At 63.7% G+C, this 15,818-nt stretch carries 14 protein-coding genes; 7 read left to right on the top strand and 7 right to left on the bottom strand.

Annotated elements, in window-relative coordinates; all coding sequences use genetic code 11:
* Positions 1 to 80 precede the first annotated feature (80 nt).
* Positions 81 to 404, top strand: a complete 324-nt coding sequence (locus tag ACYQ01_RS16525) for a hypothetical protein (protein WP_459934918.1) — start codon at positions 81 to 83, stop codon at positions 402 to 404.
* Between the two features lie 134 nt (positions 405 to 538).
* Here the strand turns inward: ACYQ01_RS16525 and ACYQ01_RS16520 are convergent, their stop codons facing one another.
* Positions 539 to 2,674: an AsmA family protein gene (locus ACYQ01_RS16520; protein ID WP_459934917.1), complete on the bottom strand. Its 2,136-nt coding sequence runs from the start codon at positions 2,672 to 2,674 to the stop codon at positions 539 to 541.
* 51 nt (positions 2,675 to 2,725) lie between these two features.
* Here ACYQ01_RS16520 and ACYQ01_RS16515 point away from each other — a divergent pair, with 51 nt between their 5' ends.
* Both ACYQ01_RS16515 and ACYQ01_RS16510 read left to right on the top strand, forming a co-directional pair.
* A complete protein-coding gene (locus ACYQ01_RS16515; protein ID WP_459934916.1) occupies positions 2,726 to 3,568 on the top strand; it encodes a pseudouridine synthase in 843 nt (280 codons plus the stop codon).
* Positions 3,569 to 3,578: 10 nt separating this feature from the next.
* Complete coding sequence (locus ACYQ01_RS16510) at positions 3,579 to 4,082, top strand: hypothetical protein (protein WP_459934915.1); 504 nt, start codon at positions 3,579 to 3,581, stop codon at positions 4,080 to 4,082.
* Between the two features lie 117 nt (positions 4,083 to 4,199).
* Here the strand turns inward: ACYQ01_RS16510 and ACYQ01_RS16505 are convergent, their stop codons facing one another.
* The 4 genes from ACYQ01_RS16505 to ACYQ01_RS16490 all read right to left on the bottom strand — a co-directional run bounded on the left by ACYQ01_RS16505 (position 4,200) and on the right by ACYQ01_RS16490 (position 8,314).
* Positions 4,200 to 6,164, bottom strand: coding sequence for a monovalent cation:proton antiporter family protein (locus ACYQ01_RS16505; protein WP_459934914.1), 1,965 nt, complete (start codon positions 6,162 to 6,164; stop codon positions 4,200 to 4,202).
* A gap of 225 nt (positions 6,165 to 6,389) precedes the next feature.
* Positions 6,390 to 7,055, bottom strand: coding sequence for a FlgO family outer membrane protein (locus ACYQ01_RS16500; RefSeq protein WP_459934913.1), 666 nt, complete (start codon positions 7,053 to 7,055; stop codon positions 6,390 to 6,392).
* Positions 7,056 to 7,075: 20 nt separating this feature from the next.
* Positions 7,076 to 7,333 carry a hypothetical protein gene (locus ACYQ01_RS16495; RefSeq protein ID WP_459934912.1) on the bottom strand — a complete coding sequence of 86 codons (258 nt, stop codon included), beginning with the start codon at positions 7,331 to 7,333 and terminating at the stop codon, positions 7,076 to 7,078.
* 9 nt (positions 7,334 to 7,342) lie between these two features.
* The gene (locus ACYQ01_RS16490; RefSeq protein WP_459934911.1) at positions 7,343 to 8,314 is read right to left on the bottom strand and encodes a FlgO family outer membrane protein; all 972 of its coding nucleotides are present in this window, start codon (positions 8,312 to 8,314) and stop codon (positions 7,343 to 7,345) included.
* Positions 8,315 to 8,701: 387 nt separating this feature from the next.
* On the opposite strand from ACYQ01_RS16490, the gene ACYQ01_RS16485 reads away from it, so the two are divergent.
* The 4 genes from ACYQ01_RS16485 to ACYQ01_RS16470 all read left to right on the top strand — a co-directional run bounded on the left by ACYQ01_RS16485 (position 8,702) and on the right by ACYQ01_RS16470 (position 11,155).
* Positions 8,702 to 9,631 (top strand): sulfite exporter TauE/SafE family protein, encoded by a 930-nt coding sequence (locus tag ACYQ01_RS16485; RefSeq protein ID WP_459934910.1) that lies wholly within the window; start codon positions 8,702 to 8,704, stop codon positions 9,629 to 9,631.
* Positions 9,632 to 9,764: 133 nt separating this feature from the next.
* Positions 9,765 to 10,142, top strand: a complete 378-nt coding sequence (locus tag ACYQ01_RS16480) for a desulfoferrodoxin (protein ID WP_459934909.1) — start codon at positions 9,765 to 9,767, stop codon at positions 10,140 to 10,142.
* Between the two features lie 3 nt (positions 10,143 to 10,145).
* Positions 10,146 to 10,655, top strand: coding sequence for a ferritin (locus ACYQ01_RS16475; RefSeq protein ID WP_459934908.1), 510 nt, complete (start codon positions 10,146 to 10,148; stop codon positions 10,653 to 10,655).
* Between the two features lie 152 nt (positions 10,656 to 10,807).
* Positions 10,808 to 11,155 (top strand): cytoplasmic protein, encoded by a 348-nt coding sequence (locus ACYQ01_RS16470; RefSeq protein WP_459934907.1) that lies wholly within the window; start codon positions 10,808 to 10,810, stop codon positions 11,153 to 11,155.
* Positions 11,156 to 11,305: 150 nt separating this feature from the next.
* Here ACYQ01_RS16470 and ACYQ01_RS16465 read toward each other — a convergent pair whose 3' ends face one another.
* Entirely contained in the window at positions 11,306 to 12,400 is a 1,095-nt protein-coding gene (locus tag ACYQ01_RS16465; protein ID WP_459934906.1) for an HD-GYP domain-containing protein, read from the bottom strand.
* Positions 12,369 to 15,392, bottom strand: coding sequence for a response regulator (locus ACYQ01_RS16460; RefSeq protein WP_459934905.1), 3,024 nt, complete (start codon positions 15,390 to 15,392; stop codon positions 12,369 to 12,371). Before ACYQ01_RS16460 ends, ACYQ01_RS16465 begins: the two co-directional genes overlap by 32 nt.
* Positions 15,393 to 15,818: the final 426 nt, after the last annotated feature.

Below are 15,818 nucleotides of genomic sequence, written 5' to 3'. Positions count from 1 at the left end.
GCATTATGTTTGGAGGCGTCCGGCGGGATGTGCAACCATCCGCACACGCCGGGACGGGCGCCGCAACCAAGGAGTCGCCCATGCTCATCCAGACCGATCCAACCGCTCGAAACGCCCCCGATCTGCCGGCCCGCGTCGCTTCCACCCTGGGATTGGGGCCGACCCGGCTCCACGGCGTGGACTTCGACGACCTTTTCGTACCGGAAGGCGTGCTGCGCGTGTTGCAGGAACTGGCCGACGCGGCCCTGCGAGGCCTGGAAGCGCCGGTCGTCGGTCCGCTTTTCAGCGCCTACTGGGTGGAAGACAACCTGGAGTTGGTCATCTGCGCCAGCACCGAGCGGTCCATGCGGATTTTGCGCGTGCCTCACGGGCATTGGTCCTTGCGGCCGGCGGTGTGCCATTGACCATCGCGCAAAGACGCGCCGGAGGATCGACACGGCCTGTGCAAAACCATGCACGCGGTCCCTGCGACACGGGGCGAACGCGGCCTTGACCCGCGCGCGAAACCGGAATGCGCGGCGTCAGCCGGACGTCGACGTCATTTTTTTTTCGTCAGTCCCAGGATGTTGCCCACCGCGTCCAGGGCGTCCTTGCCCAGGTCGACCGGAACGTCCAAAAGCGCCCCCGGCGCTTTGGCCACGTCTTCCAGCAGATTCTTGGCCAGGGCCTGGGTGTTTACGGACACTGCGGGGTTGTCGAGGCTGCCGCTGGCCAGGATGGGAACGGTAGTCCCCCCCAGGGTGGCGATGGCGGCCAGGGACAAGGTTCGCGCCGGCAGGTTCACCCAGCCGTGGACCAGAAGCCGGTTGGGCGGGGCCACAACGTTGCAGTCCGTGCTGGCGGCCACGCCGTTGGTGAAGCGCACGTTGGCCCAGGCCTTTTCGAAAGGCACGGATTGCAGCCCGTTGGGGCCGGCGACGGTCGCCACGGGCAGGCTGAGCCCCTGAATCGCGCCGTGGGCGATGATGATGGCGGTCTTGCCATTGAGGGTTCGCAGCATCCGCTTCCCTTCAAGGCCTTCCGCGGTCAAGTCCCCCGACGTGTCGAGCCGACCGGACAGCACCGACTTGCCTAGGAGATCCACGAGCAGGGGGGCGAGCGCGACGGATCGCACGTCGGCGTGCGCGGACCAGGCCGGGACCGGCCGGCCCAGATCGGCCTCCAGGGTTCCCGAGGCGTGACCGCCGTACAACCGGGCCCGGAAGGACTCCACCGTGACCCCGCTTCCCCGGGCACGCCCCCGGGCCGCCACCTCCGTCAAAAGAAGTTTGCCCGCGCGCAGGGTGCCCACTTCCAGGGAAAGCGCGACCGGCGGGGCCGCGCGCATGAGCGGTGCCGGTTTTTCCGCCCGGGCCGCGTGTTCCGGGGCCGTTTCGGCCTGCTCGGAGAGAGGCTGGTAGTGGTTTAGGTCCAGGGTGTCGGCCTTGATCCAGGCTTCCAGGGATGGACGGGGAGCGAAGCGTCCCTCGGCCGTCAGGGAAAAGGTCGTGTCGTCGAGCCTGAGGGCTTTCCCCTCCACGCGCGCCCGTTCGGGCGTGGCCTCGAAGGCCAGATCCAGTCGGGCCCTGGTCAGGGCCGTCGGGGGGAGTGCGCTCGGCAGGGACAGGCCCAGGACCCGGCACAGGGCGCGCGGATCGAATTCGTCCCCGGAAAGCTTGCCCCGCAGTTGCACAGCGGGTTCGCCCAGCCGGGCGTCGATTTCGCCGCCAAGGCGCGTTCCGGCCAGATCGAGGACCAGGGAACGCGCTTCGACTCGGCGATCCCTCAAGTGGATGTCCGCGTCCAGGCCGGCCGACGCCTCCACCGGCTGGGCGGGCAAGGCCTTGCCGGAAGCCCGCATGTTCAGGCGTATCCCCCTGGCCGTGACCAGCTCGGAGCGCTGGTCGTAAAAAAGCTCGCCGGCCAGGTCGGCCCGGGCATCTTCCACGGGCAGTCCTGGCCCGCGCGCGCTCAGGCTGGCCGCAATCTCCCGCGCTTCGAAACGCGGGGCCTCGAACACGGCCCGGATCTTGCCCGAAAAGTCGATTTGTCCGCTCAGGTTCGGATCGCTCAGGGCGTAGTCGAAGCGCAGACGGGCGTCGAAAGGGGTGTCCCCGCCCAGTGGTCCCGTGGCCAGGGTGATGTCGCTGCCGGTGGCCGTCACTCCCGCCACCCGGTCCTCGAAGCGCAGGCTGGACCGGCTGAGGCGGATTCCCCGGCAGGTGGTGTCGATGGAGCGCACGGTGTCGTCCCGGGTGGTGACGATCAGGGTTTTCCCCTCGACGCGCACGTCCTTGACCAGGGGGCGCGGCAGGTTGAACCGGCCGTCCGCGAAGCGGATCAGGGAGGCGTTGAGGCCTTCGATCTCGATGAGTCCCAGCTCGATGCGTTTCCCCAACAGGGGGAGAATGCGCACGCCCACGTCGAGCCGGTCCAGGGTGGCCAGGGGAGGGCCGTCGGTCTCCAGCGGGGGCAGGAGCGCGACATGGCGCATCTCCACGCCCAGGCGGGGAAAGAACCGGGGCTTGATGGTCCCCTGGAAGGCCACGCGGAGGCCGGTGGTGTCGCGGATGGTCTCGCTCAGGCGGTCGCGAACCGAGTCCGGGTTGACGGCCGGACTCACCACCAGCACCACGACGCACAGCAGGATCACGGCCCCGCAGAGTTTCCAGGTCATGTTTCGCCAACCGGACATCCAGGCTCCTTTCAAACGGGTTGGGGTTGGTATATCGTGCCGAAACCGGCCATGACAAATTCAAAAATCACGTTCACCCTGGACGCGGACGGGGCGGACCAACGTTTGGACCGCCTGCTCGCTCTTCGCCTGGACGGGGTGAGCCTTCGCGCGGCCAGACGTCTCGTGGAGCGCGGACGCGTCCTGGTGGACGGACGGACGCGCCCGGCGGGGTATCGTCCCCGCGTCGGCCAGCGGGTGGAGGTTTCCGACCGGGCCGATCCCTACCACGGACCGGCTCCCCGTCTGGTCGTCGTCCGGGAGGACTTCGCGGCCTTTTTCAAGCCCGCCGGGCTGAACACCCAGGCCCAGGCCGGGTCGGCGCTTCCCAGCCTGGAGGCCCTGCTGCCGACCTTGACCGACCGGCCGGTGATCCTGGTGAACCGTCTGGACCGGGACACCTCGGGCCTGGTGTTGGGGGCGTTTTCCAGCCAGGGCGTCGCGCGTTTTCGCGCCCTGGAGTGCGCCGGCGGGGTGGAAAAACGCTATCTGGCCCTGGCCGTGGGCCATATCGACCGGCCCCTGACCCTCACGGCCGCCCTGGACACGGCGGGCAAAGCCACGGTACGGGTGCTCGCCAGGGACAACCCGGATCCCTTGCGCCATACGCTGGTCCAGCCGCTGGCCCGTGTGGGCGAGTTGACGCTGGTGCTGGCCACCATCGCCAGAGGGGCGCGGCATCAGATTCGGGCCCACCTGGCCGGAGCCGGACATCCCCTTGCCGGCGACGCGCTCTATGGCGGGCCGGATCGTCCCTCGGGACTCGGCCTGCACCATGTGGCCGTGCGGTTCGCGGGCTTTTTCGCCCGGGTCGATCCCGATTGGCCGGAACTTCAAGTCAAACTTGAACTGTAAGGAGGGCTTCATGCGCGCCCTGTTGGTCGTTTGCACCCTGATCGTCCTGTGCTCGTGCTCCTGGGCGTCTTCCAAGAATGCCGAAACGGAGACAAAACAGCAAAAGGACAAAATCAACGAGTACCTCGACATGGGCCGGCCCAAGGCCGCCCTGGGCGTGGTGGACGAGATGATCGCCGCCAATCCGGCCTCGTACGAGAACTATCTCACCAGAAACGCCGTGCACTTGGCCATGCGCGATTACGACGCGGCCAGAATCGACAACGAGGAGGCCCTGAAGGCCTACAAGGCCCAGACCAACACCTTTCCCGAAAAGGAACGCCCGGTGCGCCTGGCCAGGATTCACGAGAGCTTCGCCCTGACCGCCCTTTTGGCTTCCGAGCGCGCCAAGGACCCCCAGACGAAAAAGAATCTGGAAGAGGAATTCCGCAGGCACGCGAACACGGTGCGGGACCTGGACGAAGCCACCTATCGCCACTTGCGGGCCATGCTGGGCGACACGTCCCGGAAGTGAGCCAGGCCGGCGGCGGCGTCCGGAACGCCGTCGCGTGAAGCGGCGGAAAAAACTTCGGGGGAGGCTCGCGCGTCATGCGCGGGCCTCCCCCGTTTTGTTCGGACGTTGAGGGCGGGCTCAGGCCGCCTTGAAGAGCCAGGCCTTGGCGGCGAGAAGTTCCTGGGAGCCGAACACGTAGGCATCGTCTCCGCCGTGCAGTTCCACGTGTCCGTCCGGGTTGACGGTCACCTCCTTGGCCCGACGCACGGCCACCATGGTCAGGCCGTGCTCGCTGCGCAGGTTGGACTGGGCCAGGGTTTTGCCGTCCAGGGGAGAGCCGGCCTCGACCTGGATCACGGTGAGATCCATGTCCTCGATGTGGGGGCCAAGGCTGGCCAGCGCGTCCATGGAAAGCGACGAAGAGCGCAACATGCGGTAGTTTTCGTCGCGCACCTTGGCCACGAAACCTTCGATGGTCTGGCGCGGCACCCGGTAGCGGGTCATGACCCGGGTGAAGATCTCGATGGAGGCCTCGAACTCTTCGGGCACCACCTCGTCCGCGCCCAGGCGCAGCAGCTCGGCGGCCTGGTCCTGGTAGCGCACCCTGGCGATGATCTTCACGTCGCGCGAAAGGCTTCTGGCCGTGGCCACGATGCGCAGCACCGCCGCCGCGTCCGAGATGACCACCACGATCACCTTGGCCCGGGCGATGCCCGCATGTTCGAGCACGGCCGGGTACGAGGCGTCGCCGAACCGGATGGGCTGGCCGTTCTTGAGCTCGCGACGCACCGTGTCGATGTTCATTTCAAGGATGGTGTAGGGAATCTCCAGTCGCTTGGCCGCCCCGGCCACCTGCTCGCCGCACGGACCGTAGCCCACGATGATGAGGTGGCCGTCGCCCACGGGCTTGTCGTCGTGAGGGGCTTCCTTGGTGATTTTCGCCTTGGGGCGCAGCCGGTCGGAAAGGCGCTTGCCCACGGTCATCATGAGCGGGGTGATGGCCATGGTGACCACGCTGCCGGCGAGAAAGAGTTGGTAGGAATCGCGGCTGATGAGTTCGTAGGCCAGGCCCTTCTTGGCCAGTACGAACGAGAATTCGCCCACCTGGGCCAGGGCCAGGCCGGAAATCACCGCCGTGTGGATGGGATACCCCAGGCTCAGCCCGGCCAGGGTGGCGGCCACACCCTTGAGCAGCACCACCACGGCCACGACGCCCAGCACCGCCAGGGGATGCTGCAGAAGAAAGCTTACGTTCACGAGCATGCCCACGGACACGAAGAACAGGCTGGTGAACACGTCCTTGAAGGGGAGCACCCCTTCCATGGCGTTCTGGGCGTATTGCGACTCTGACAGCAGAAGCCCGGCCAGAAACGCGCCCAGGGAAAGCGACATGCCGGCCGCCGAGGTGAGCAGGGCCACGCCCATGCAGAAGACGATGGTGGCCAGCAGAAACAGTTCGCGACTGCGCGTGCGGGCCACGCGCAAAAAGAACCACGGCACCCCGTACTTGGCCATTCCCACGAGCGCGCCGACCACCAGCACGGCCTTGACCAGCATGGCCCAGGGCGCGCCGGAATGGCCCACGGCCTGTCCGCTGAGCAGGGGCAGGATGATCATCATGGGCACCACGGCCACGTCCTGGGCGATGAGAATGGAAAGTGTCACCCGGCCGTGGGGAGCGCCCAGTTCGCCGCGGTTCTGGTATTCGCCCAGCACGATGGCCGTGGAGGAAAGCGCGGCCAGAAAGCCCCAGAACAGGGCCTCGCGCTGTCCGAATCCGCAGACGTTGGCCAGGATGTCGAACAGGGCGATGGTGAGTCCGATCTGCACCAACCCGCCCAGAATGACCGGACGTCGCAGGCGGATGAGCTCCGAGGAGGAGAGTTCGAGGCCGATGGTGAACAGCAGGAGCACCACGCCGATCTCGGCCATCATCTCGACCTGATGGACGGACTTCACCAGCCCCAGGCCGCCCGGGCCGGCCAGCACGCCGGCCACCAGAAATCCCACGATGGAGGGCAGTTTCGCCCAGTGGCAGGCGAACGTGACCGCGACGCAAAGCGAGAGGATGATCACCAGATCAGGAAGGACAGGTATTTCCATAACGATCCGTTTTGTTTGCTATTCAAGGGCGAAAAAAAGGCACGACGCCGACGGCGGAACGGTACACGACCGCTTGAGGATTGAGAAGGGGGAAGCGGCCGGGGGCGTGGAAAACCGGGGACGCTGGCAAGGCGCGAAAGAACGTCAAACCCGAAACGCAATGCGCGTGCGTCCGGGTTTGCGTTATTCGCGGCAACGCGGCCAGCCAGGATTTTTCACCGGCGGCTAGGGCAGCAGGAACGACGGCGTCTTCTGGCGCGAGGTGCGCCAGTCCGGCTGCGTGACCACGGAAGGCGCCACGGCGTTTCCGTCGCCGGAGTAGTGCAGATAGGCCACGGGCGTGCTCATGGGCAGGGTCCGGCTGGACTTGGCCAGCACGTCGTTGTTGCGGGCGTCCATCACCTCCACGTTGAAGCGGATACCGTAGGGCGAGGGCACGTACGTTCCCGTGACGATGAGCGTGCTTTGAAAGCGCTTGGTGGCCAGGGCCTTGGTGTCGCGGGTGAGCATGAACTCCCCCTGCGTCTTGGAGAAGACCACTTCCGAGGTCTTTCTGATCTCCTGAACGTAGTAGCCCTTGGCGGTGAGCGCCTTGGCCAGCTCTTCGGTCAGGGCGCGGGACAGCGGCGTGGACTTGTCCATCTGGTTGATGTCGGCGGGGGTGGTCACGATCACCCACTGCAAGCCCCGCGTGGTCACGGGGCCAAATCCCAGCCGGGTGGCCAGTTGGGCGTCGAGTTCCTCCACCATCTGTCCGGCCACTTCGGGGTAGTATTCGCGCATGTCCTTTTTCTTTTCCGAAGAGGGCAGGAGCATGCCGATCTCCCCATTGACGAAGGGAGCGCAGGCGGCGAGCAGACAGGCCAGGCAGACGGCGAGCAGGCGTATCATAGGCATTCTCCCGGAGCGCCTCAGCGCAGGTCCTTGATGGCCCGTTCCACGGCGGCCAGTTCCCGGTCGGCCTGCGAGCGCATGTCCGGGTTCCGGGCCGTGGCCTTGGCCAGTTGAAAGCTCTCTCGGGCGAGCAGGTAGCGGCCTTCCTGCTTGTACTTGAGGCCAAGGGAATACTGTTCCAGGCTGTGGGCGTCGTCGGGGATCACCACCAGTCCCCGGGAACAGCCCCCAAGGCAGCACAGGCACGCGAGAACGGACAGGACAAGGCGTTTCATGGCGTCATCCTACTTCGCCGGCTTTTCCGTCGCGGTGGTCGCGGGCGCGGCCGGAGCCGGGGCCGGCGTCTTGACCGAGGCCTGAGCCGGAGCCTTGACCGGGGCCTTGGCCGTGTCGAGGGGTTCGCAGCCCGGCGGACAGTTGACCGTGGTCTTGGACTTGGCGGACCGCTTTTTCCGATGGACGCTTCGCGTGGTCGTCTTGGCCTTGGGCGTATAGGGGACGAACGCTCCCCCGGCGCCATATCCCGGCGGATCGTTGATGTCGCGAGCCGTGACGATGGTTGGCGGGGTGGGCGAAAGTCCGCCGTAGTCCGGAATGCCCAGCATGGCCCGAAGCGGGCCGGTCATGGGGATGAGCACGCTGGCGGCGCGAATCACGCGTCCCGAGGGCTCCACCAGCCGGGCGTTGACGAAAAGATTGTTCTTGTCGTGATAGTAGCTGCCCGCCAGGATGGCCAGATTTTCCGAAGGAGCGGCCCTTCCGCGCTTGCGGGACTTGGCCGGAGCGCCGCGGACTTCCTTGACCGGAAAGCCGCGGCTCGTCAGTTCGTAAATCATTTGTTCGCCCATGAGACGACCAAAAGAGGACGTGGCCCGGGTGTCCTGGTCCACAAAGGCCGTGGGAACGCTGACCACGCCGAAAAGCGGATTCTCGCCCGAGAGCCCGCCCGTGATCTGGGCGGCCAATTCCCTGGCGTAGAGGCGTATTTCCTCGGCGTCGACACGGGCCGGCTTGGGTTTGGCCACAGGATCGCCCGGACCGTAATAAATGTAGCCGCCCCTGTCGTCGGGCACGAGATAGCCCTGGCTCACGCCGGGGGTGGAATTGACGCGCACTCCTGTCACACCGTTGACGGTCACCCACTTGGGGGTGCCCACCACCACCGGCGCGCCGGGGTCCACGGGGCCTATGGTCTGAGCCCAGACGGCCGTCGCGGTCAGGTTCAGGAGCGCGACAAGAAAGACACTTGCCCGCATCGTCGCCACCTCCAGTCATTTATCCTATCCTATCGGACAACGGACGGACAGGCTTTACCCGTGCGGGAACCCGGGTAGAATTTACCGTCGGCGTGGTCCGCAAATTTGTAAGCAAGGTTTATTCCAGGGCGTGAGTTTCCGGCCCGCGCCGCTATTTCTGGAGGATTAAGAGTGGAAAGGTAGGAATTTCATGTGGACATTGGTACACGCTTTTTATTAAAAACGTGATGTCGAAAAGGCGCCTGGATCCTCACCGTGCGTTCGGGAAAATACCCGACGAAGCGGGCCATCCAGGTTCGCGGACGCACGTCGGTCCGAGACCGGTTCGGAGCCGTTGTTGTGGAAAAGCCTGGACAGAGTTGACACAACTTGGCAGGAGAATAAGCCATGTACTTTCCAGTGGCCGGGATTGAAGTTTCTCCGTGGGTCCCCCCGGTTGTGGCGTTTTGCGTATCCCTTTGCACATCCATGGGCGGTGTTTCAGGGGCGTTTCTGCTCCTGCCCTTTCAGATGAGCGTGCTGGGCTACGTTTCGCCTTCGGTCAGCGCCACCAATCAGGTCTTCAACATCGTGGCGATTCCCAGCGGGGTCTATCGCTATCTCAAGGAGCGACGAATGGTCTGGCCGCTGACCTACGCCACGGCGGTGGGCACGCTGCCGGGCGTGCTCATCGGGGCGGTCATTCGGGTCAAGTGGTTGCCAGACCCCAGAAATTTCAAGATGTTCGTGGCCTTGGTGCTGGCCTACATCGGGTTGCGTCTGATTCGTGACACCTTCTTTCCCAAGGCCAGGCCGGCAGCCGCCGCTCAACCCACGTCCAGTCCCCAACCGTCCGCGTCGTCCGGTTGTCTCGCCGCGGACATGGCCGTGACCGACACCTGCTACAGCATGCGCCGGGTGGAGTTCACCTTTCAGGGGCAGCGCCACGGATTTTCCACCGGGGGCGTTCTGTTCATGAGTTTTGTGGTGGGCATTATAGGCGGCGTGTACGGAATCGGTGGCGGATCATTCATCGCGCCGTTCTTTGTGGCCTTTTTCCATTTGCCCGTATACACTGTAGCCGGAGCCGCCCTCATGGGCACGTTCCTCACCAGCGTGTGCGGCGTGCTCTTCTACCAGGCCATGCAGGCCGTGGGTTTCGCGCAGTCCGCCGCTCCGGACTGGAGCCTGGGCGTTCTCTTCGGCATGGGCGGCTTTGCCGGCATGTATGTCGGGGCGCGGTGCCAGAAGTATGTTCCGGCAAAGTATATCAAGGGCTTATTGTCCGGGTGCATTCTGTTTTTGGCTGTGCGCTACGTTGCGGAATTTTTTCGCTGACGGGTTTTTTGGAACCAACCGGGAAAAACGGTTGCAATTTTTGGGGAAGCGTCTAGGGTTTCTTAAACAATAATGCTTCTTGTTGGCGGGGACGACCCCTCGCAAAATTTGCCTCACGCAAAAAGGAGTAACCATGACCGAGAAACTCGCCATCTACAAATGTAACGTTTGCGGTAACATCGTGGAAGTTCTTCATGCCGCCGCCGGCGAACTGGTCTGCTGTGGCCAACCCATGAAGCTCTTCAAGGAAAACACCACCGACGGCGCGAAAGAAAAACACGTTCCGGTCATCGAAAAGACCGCCAATGGCTACCTGGTGAAGGTCGGCAGCGTCGCCCATCCCATGGAAGAAAAGCACTGGATCGAGTTCATCGAACTGGTCGCCGATGGCAAGATCTATCGCCAGGATCTGAACCCCGGCGACAAGCCCGAAGCCGAGTTCTGCATCCAGGCCGAAAAGGTCTACGCGCGCGAATACTGCAACCTGCACGGACTCTGGAAAGCGGAGTAGTTCATGCTCAGCCCGAAAATGGAAGCGGCCCTCAATGACCAGGTGAAATGGGAAGCCTGGTCGGCCTATCTGTATCTCTCGATGGCTTCGTACTTCGAGAGCGTAGGGCTCATGGGCTTCGCCAATTGGATGAAGGTGCAGGAAAAAGAGGAGAAATTCCACTCCGAGCGTTTCTATTCCTACACCTTCGAACGTGGCGGACGCATCCGGCTTCAGCCGTTCGAGGCTCCGCAAAGCGACTGGGATTCCCCCCTGGCCGCCTTCGGGGACGCCCTCAAGCACGAGCAGGGAGTGACCGCCCGCATCAACGCGCTTATGGATTTGGCCATCGAGGAACGCGACCACGCCACGGGCTCGTTCCTCAAGTGGTTCATCGACGAGCAGGTTGAGGAGGAATCCAGCGTCACCGACGTGATCAACAAGCTCAAGCTCATCAAGGACAACCCGTCGGCCCTGTACATGCTCGATCAGGAGCTGGCCGCCAGGGTGTTCACCCCGCCCGTGATCAACTAGATCCGGGCCGGCCCCTTTCCGCGGGCGTCAGCCGTTGTGACGAACCACGGAAGCGGCAAGCGAACCGGAAGGCCGTCGGAAGCGATTCCGGCGGCCTTTTTTTCCGACACCGCGCCGGAACGCGGCGCACCGATCTCATGCGGAGGCTCATCGTGGAACAATACGCCTTGTTCGCCTTTCGCGGCGAAGTGGTTTGTTTCGTGCATGTCATGCTCAACGCCATCGACCTGCGGGAAAAAGGATTCGAGGTGGCCATCGTGCTGGAAGGCGAGTCCACCAAGGTGCTGGCCGAGCTTTCCAAGCCCGAACATCCCATGCACAAGCTCTTCGAGCGGACCAAATCCCTGGGACTCATCACCGGAGTCTGCAAAGCCTGCGCCTATATGATGGGCACCCAGGACGCCGTGGCCCGGGAGGGACTGCCCATGGCCGACGACATGCACGGCCATGCCGGCATGGCTCCCTATCTGGCCAAGGGGTATACGATCATCACCTTTTAGCTGGTCGTTCCCGGGAGGGAAGCTCCCCGGCGAGGGGTCCAGCACCTCCGCCGGGGAGCCTCTTTTTTCGTCTTCGCCGGTCGGCTTGGGGCGGTTGTTTCGCGGTCCGGGACTCTCCGGGCCGGTTTGGCGTGTCGCGACCCGGCGCGTTCAGGCGCCGGAAGACAGGGCGCGGCGCTCTTCGTCGCAGTCGGCGTGGGCCAGCGAGATGATGCGAACCGCGTTTTCGTGTTTCAAAAAAACGTCGACGATCTGGGGATCGAAATGGCCGCCGCTTCCCTTGGCGATGATCTCCACGGCCTGGCGGTGGGGCAGGGGAGCCTTGTAGACCCGCTTGCTGATGAGCGCGTCGTAGACGTCGACCACGGCCATGATGCGCCCGGAAATGGGAATGTCCGGGCCGGGCAGCTTTTGCGGATAGCCTGTCCCGTCCCACTTTTCATGATGGGTGTGGGCGATGTCCCGGGCCACGCGCAGAAACGAGTCGTGTCCGAGCTGGTCGTCCGCCCGTTGCAGGATTTCGGCGCCCAGGGTCGTGTGCCCCTTCATGACTTCGAATTCTTCGGCCGTCAGGGGCCCGGGCTTGAGCAGGATGTGGTCCGGTATGGCGACCTTGCCCACGTCGTGCAACGGTATGGATTTGTAGAGAACGTCAATGGATACGTGGCGAAAGAAGTCGATGTAGTCCGGCATGACGGACAAGTCCTTGGCCAGCCGACGGGCCACCCGCTGGGTGCGCAGGAAGTGTCCGCCCAGTTCGTTGTCTCGGCTTTCCGCCAGGGCGGCCAGGCTCATGATGGCCACGTCCTGCGTGCGCACGATCTCCTGGGTGCGGAACTGGATCTCCCGCTCCAGAGAGTCCTGGTACTCCTTGAGTTGCAGGTGGTTGCGCACCCTGACCCGAACCACCGGGGGACGGACCGGCTTGGTGATGAAATCCACGGCTCCCAGTTCCAGCCCGCGTGTTTCGTCGTCTTCGTCGTCCAGGGTCGTCACGAACAGCACGGGAATGGATCGGGTCTCGCGTTGCGCCTTGAGTCTGCGGCAGACTTCGTATCCGTCCATGCCGGGCATGAGCACGTCCAGCAGGATGCAGTCGGGTTTCGGGTTGGCCGCGGCCACCTTCAAGGCTTCGAAACCGTTCGAAGCGGCCAGAACGGTGAATTCGGGAGCAAGTATTTCCCGCAAGATCCAGATGTTGTCTGGAGTGTCGTCAACGACCAGAACGCGCTTCTTGTTCTTCATCCGGCGATTCCTTTGTGTTCAGGACGTCCTGCAAAAGGACGACGCTCGCTCGGGCGGTTTCGAAATCGAGGTTGCGCAGGGCTGTTTTGAGGGATGCGGCGGCGTCCGGATCGAGCCGTTCCAGTGTCGGTCGCAGCTCTTCGACCAGATCCAGGGCCTGGGTGTCGTTTTGTTGGAGCAAAAGCGACAGCCGTTCCAGGGATGCGGCGGCCTCCCGAGCCGAAACGGCCTCTTGATCCGGCTTGCCCCCGGCCGGGCGTTCGGCGCGTGCGTCCAGATAGCTTTCGATGGCCCTGTTGGCGTCTTTTCGGACCGTTTCCAGCGTATCAAGCTGTTTCTGGCAGAGCTTCGGAAACTGCCCGATGCACGATTCGACCTCCAGAGCGGCATGGTGGCAGCGCATGGCTCCGATGTTTCCGGCCACGCCCTTGAAGGTGTGAATCGCGAGCTTGGCCCCCTGGATGTCGTCGGCGTCGAGTTTTTCGCGCACGCTGGGGACGACCGTCGAATACTTCGTGGTGAAAGTCCCCAGCAACCGGCGGTAGAGAAGCTCATTGCCGCGCACCCTGGACAGTCCCGTCACGGCGTCCAGGTCCGTCGGCGCGGACTTTGGGGCCTCCGGCCCGGAGGGCTGTGCCTGCGCGTCGGGCTCCTTGCGCCAGGGGTGGTCCTTGACGATCCAGCGTGCCAGGACCTCGAAGAGATCGTTGGGGTCTATGGGCTTGTTCACGTGGTCGTTCATGCCCGCCTGCAGGCTGAGCTTGCGGTCGCTGGCCGTGGCGTGGGCGGTCATGGCGATGATGGGCAGGGACCGGGCCTCGTGGTTCTTGCGGATGCGCATGCAGGCCTCCAGGCCGTCCATGCCGGGCATCTGGATGTCCATAAGGACCGCGTCGAAGGTCTTTTCGGCCACAAGGCGCAAGGCTTCCTCTCCGTTTCCGGCGAGGGTGACCACCACGCCCACGTCTTCGAGAAGCTCGCGGGCCACCTGCTGGTTGATTTCGTTGTCCTCCGCAACGAGCACATGCGCGCCGCGCAGCTTGGCCGTGAGCGCAGCCGCCTGGTTCTGTTCCTTCGCGCCTTCTTCCGGGCAGACGGCGTCTTCCCGGTCGAGACCGACCGCCTCGGCTATGGTGTTGAAAAGAACCGAACGCCCTACGGGCTTGAGCAGAAATCCTTCCACGCCCACGAATTCCGCTTCGCGCCGTATGTCTTCGCGGCTGTAGGCCGTCACCATGATGATGGCGGGCTGCTTGGGCAGCGGCATGGCCCGAATGTGCCTGGCGCATTCCACGCCGTCCATGCCGGGCATTTTCCAGTCGAGCAGAACGATGCGAATGTTGTTTTCGGAGCGCTCCAGAAGACGCAACCCCTCTTCGCCCGTGGCGGCCGTGAGGACCTGAAAACGCAACGACGTCAAAAAATCGTTAAGAATCTGGCGGGAGGTCACGTTGTCGTCCACCACGAGCACCTGGAGCCCTTCCAGCGGCGAACCCAGGTCCGCGCAGGGGCGTCGTTTGGCTTCGGACAAGGGGAAGGTCAGGGAGAAAAAGAACCGGCTGCCCTTGCCCGGAGCGCTTTCCACGTCCAGGACTCCCCCCATGAGCTCGACCAGCCGGGAACAGATGCTCAGGCCCAGCCCGGTGCCTCCGTATCGTCTGGTGATGGAGCCGTCGGCCTGGGAAAAGGGCTTGAAGAGTCGGGACCGTTGTTCTTCGGTCATGCCTATGCCCGTGTCGGTGACGGCGAAGCACAGACGCGCGCTTTTGTCCGAGCGTTCCTCAAGGGTGACCGAAATCAGGACTTCGCCGTGCTCGGTGAACTTCACCGCGTTGTTGACCAGATTGAGCAACACCTGGCTCAAGCGCAACGGGTCGCCGACCAGGTTGGCGGGCACGTCTTCCCCGGCGTGCAGGAGAAATTCAAGCTGCTTTTCCTCGGCGGACAGGGTGGTGATGTTGATCACGTCGCCAAGCACGGAGTCCAGGTCGAAGGGAAGCGATTCAATGGACAGCTTGCCCGCCTCGATCTTGGAAAAGTCCAGTATGTCGTTGATCACGGCCAAAAGCGCGTCCGCGGAGTTGCGGATTTTGGAGAGATAATCCTGCTGCTTGGGCGACAGATCGGTCTTGAGCGCCAGATGGCTCATGCCGATGACGGCGTTGAGGGGCGTGCGGATTTCGTGGCTCATGCGGGCCAGGAATTCGCTTTTGGCCTGGTCGGCGGTCTTGGCCAGTTCGGCCAGGCGCGTGCTCTCGTCAAGACTGGCCCGCAGGCGTTCGTTGGATTCCCGCAGGGCCTCGCCCTGACTGCGCAGGGAGCGAAACATCGCCTCCATGTGGATGGCGGAAGGGCGAAAGACGAAAAGATATTCCAGGCTCAACACCAAAAGGCCCACCAGGAGCACGATCAACTCCAAACGTTCGAGCAGGGTCATGCGCTCCGAGGCTTCCTTGTCGAACTGAAAGGTGATGGCGTCCATGAGTTCGAGAAACATCGCGGAGTCGGCGGTCATGGTCCGGCTGGCGACGCTCAGGTCGTTCGGGGACAGAACGCCATCTTGGTGCGCCTTCAGGAGTTCCTCCACGGTCCGCACCATGCGATCGTGATAGGGCGCGATGCGCACGAAGAGGTTCTCGATGACGGGGGAAAGGGTCGGGCTGGGAAGTCCGAGTGCGTTGTCTCCGTGTTGCAGGCCGCGTTGCGCCGCGACCCAGTCGGACAAGGACCGGCGCATTTCGTCCAGGGTCGGATCTCTCTTGTCGGACAAGGACGGAGGGTCCAGGGCCATGGCGAGAACGCATTTGGTCAGCCTTTGGCTCAGCATGCGCTGTCTGCCGGCGAGGTTGATCACCCTGGAGTCGTCTTCGCCCCCGCCGATGGCCAGTTGCAGAAACAGAAACGACGTCAGCAGCGTCAGCGCCACAAAGCCAAGGGCCAGCCCGTATACGACCTTGAGACGATGCAGAGTCTTTTCGTCGAAGTGGTCCATCACGCCCCCTGTGTTCAGGGTTGTGCATGCAGGCGTCGTCGCGCGACGGGACTATGGGCGGTTGCCCTCAGGGCGAGGCGCGCGAAAGGCGTTTCGTTTTTCGTTCGTACCCGTCGCATCGCGGGTTCGCTTCGAAAGCCGGCAAGGCTTGTCGCGTAAACGTCGCCGGAAAGATTGGCGGGAGCCTTGTGAACGCTCGTCCCGGGCCGACCTGGCGGGTCCTGGACCGGAATCTTTTCCGGGCGCCTGGGATCGGAATGGACCGGCGGCTATCGTCTCTTGGTCCGCGCGCTTCCGGGAGCGATTTTTTTAACCATTCTATTTTTTATGATAGATCGCTTTCGAGAAAAAATAAAGCACACACACAAATTACTTTGCTGCACCTTTCCCGGAGAATATTTCCTTTGTGTATCGTTTGTGAATATT

The sequence above is a fragment of the Fundidesulfovibrio butyratiphilus genome, from assembly GCF_054657235.1.
Note: the sequence above shows the minus strand (reverse complement) of the source record. Positions and strands in the feature narration are given on the sequence as shown.

Bases quoted from the DNA above. Each gene is read 5' to 3' on its own strand.
- ACYQ01_RS16525 (WP_459934918.1), top strand. From the start codon at position 81: ATGCTCATCCAGACCGATCCAACCGCTCGAAACGCCCCCGATCTGCCG.
- ACYQ01_RS16520 (WP_459934917.1), bottom strand. From the start codon at position 2,674: ATGTCCGGTTGGCGAAACATGACCTGGAAACTCTGCGGGGCCGTGATC.
- ACYQ01_RS16515 (WP_459934916.1), top strand. From the start codon at position 2,726: ATGACAAATTCAAAAATCACGTTCACCCTGGACGCGGACGGGGCGGAC.
- ACYQ01_RS16510 (WP_459934915.1), top strand. From the start codon at position 3,579: ATGCGCGCCCTGTTGGTCGTTTGCACCCTGATCGTCCTGTGCTCGTGC.
- ACYQ01_RS16505 (WP_459934914.1), bottom strand. From the start codon at position 6,164: ATGGAAATACCTGTCCTTCCTGATCTGGTGATCATCCTCTCGCTTTGC.
- ACYQ01_RS16500 (WP_459934913.1), bottom strand. From the start codon at position 7,055: ATGATACGCCTGCTCGCCGTCTGCCTGGCCTGTCTGCTCGCCGCCTGC.
- ACYQ01_RS16495 (WP_459934912.1), bottom strand. From the start codon at position 7,333: ATGAAACGCCTTGTCCTGTCCGTTCTCGCGTGCCTGTGCTGCCTTGGG.
- ACYQ01_RS16490 (WP_459934911.1), bottom strand. From the start codon at position 8,314: ATGCGGGCAAGTGTCTTTCTTGTCGCGCTCCTGAACCTGACCGCGACG.
- ACYQ01_RS16485 (WP_459934910.1), top strand. From the start codon at position 8,702: ATGTACTTTCCAGTGGCCGGGATTGAAGTTTCTCCGTGGGTCCCCCCG.
- ACYQ01_RS16480 (WP_459934909.1), top strand. From the start codon at position 9,765: ATGACCGAGAAACTCGCCATCTACAAATGTAACGTTTGCGGTAACATC.
- ACYQ01_RS16475 (WP_459934908.1), top strand. From the start codon at position 10,146: ATGCTCAGCCCGAAAATGGAAGCGGCCCTCAATGACCAGGTGAAATGG.
- ACYQ01_RS16465 (WP_459934906.1), bottom strand. From the start codon at position 12,400: ATGAAGAACAAGAAGCGCGTTCTGGTCGTTGACGACACTCCAGACAAC.
- ACYQ01_RS16460 (WP_459934905.1), bottom strand. From the start codon at position 15,392: ATGGACCACTTCGACGAAAAGACTCTGCATCGTCTCAAGGTCGTATAC.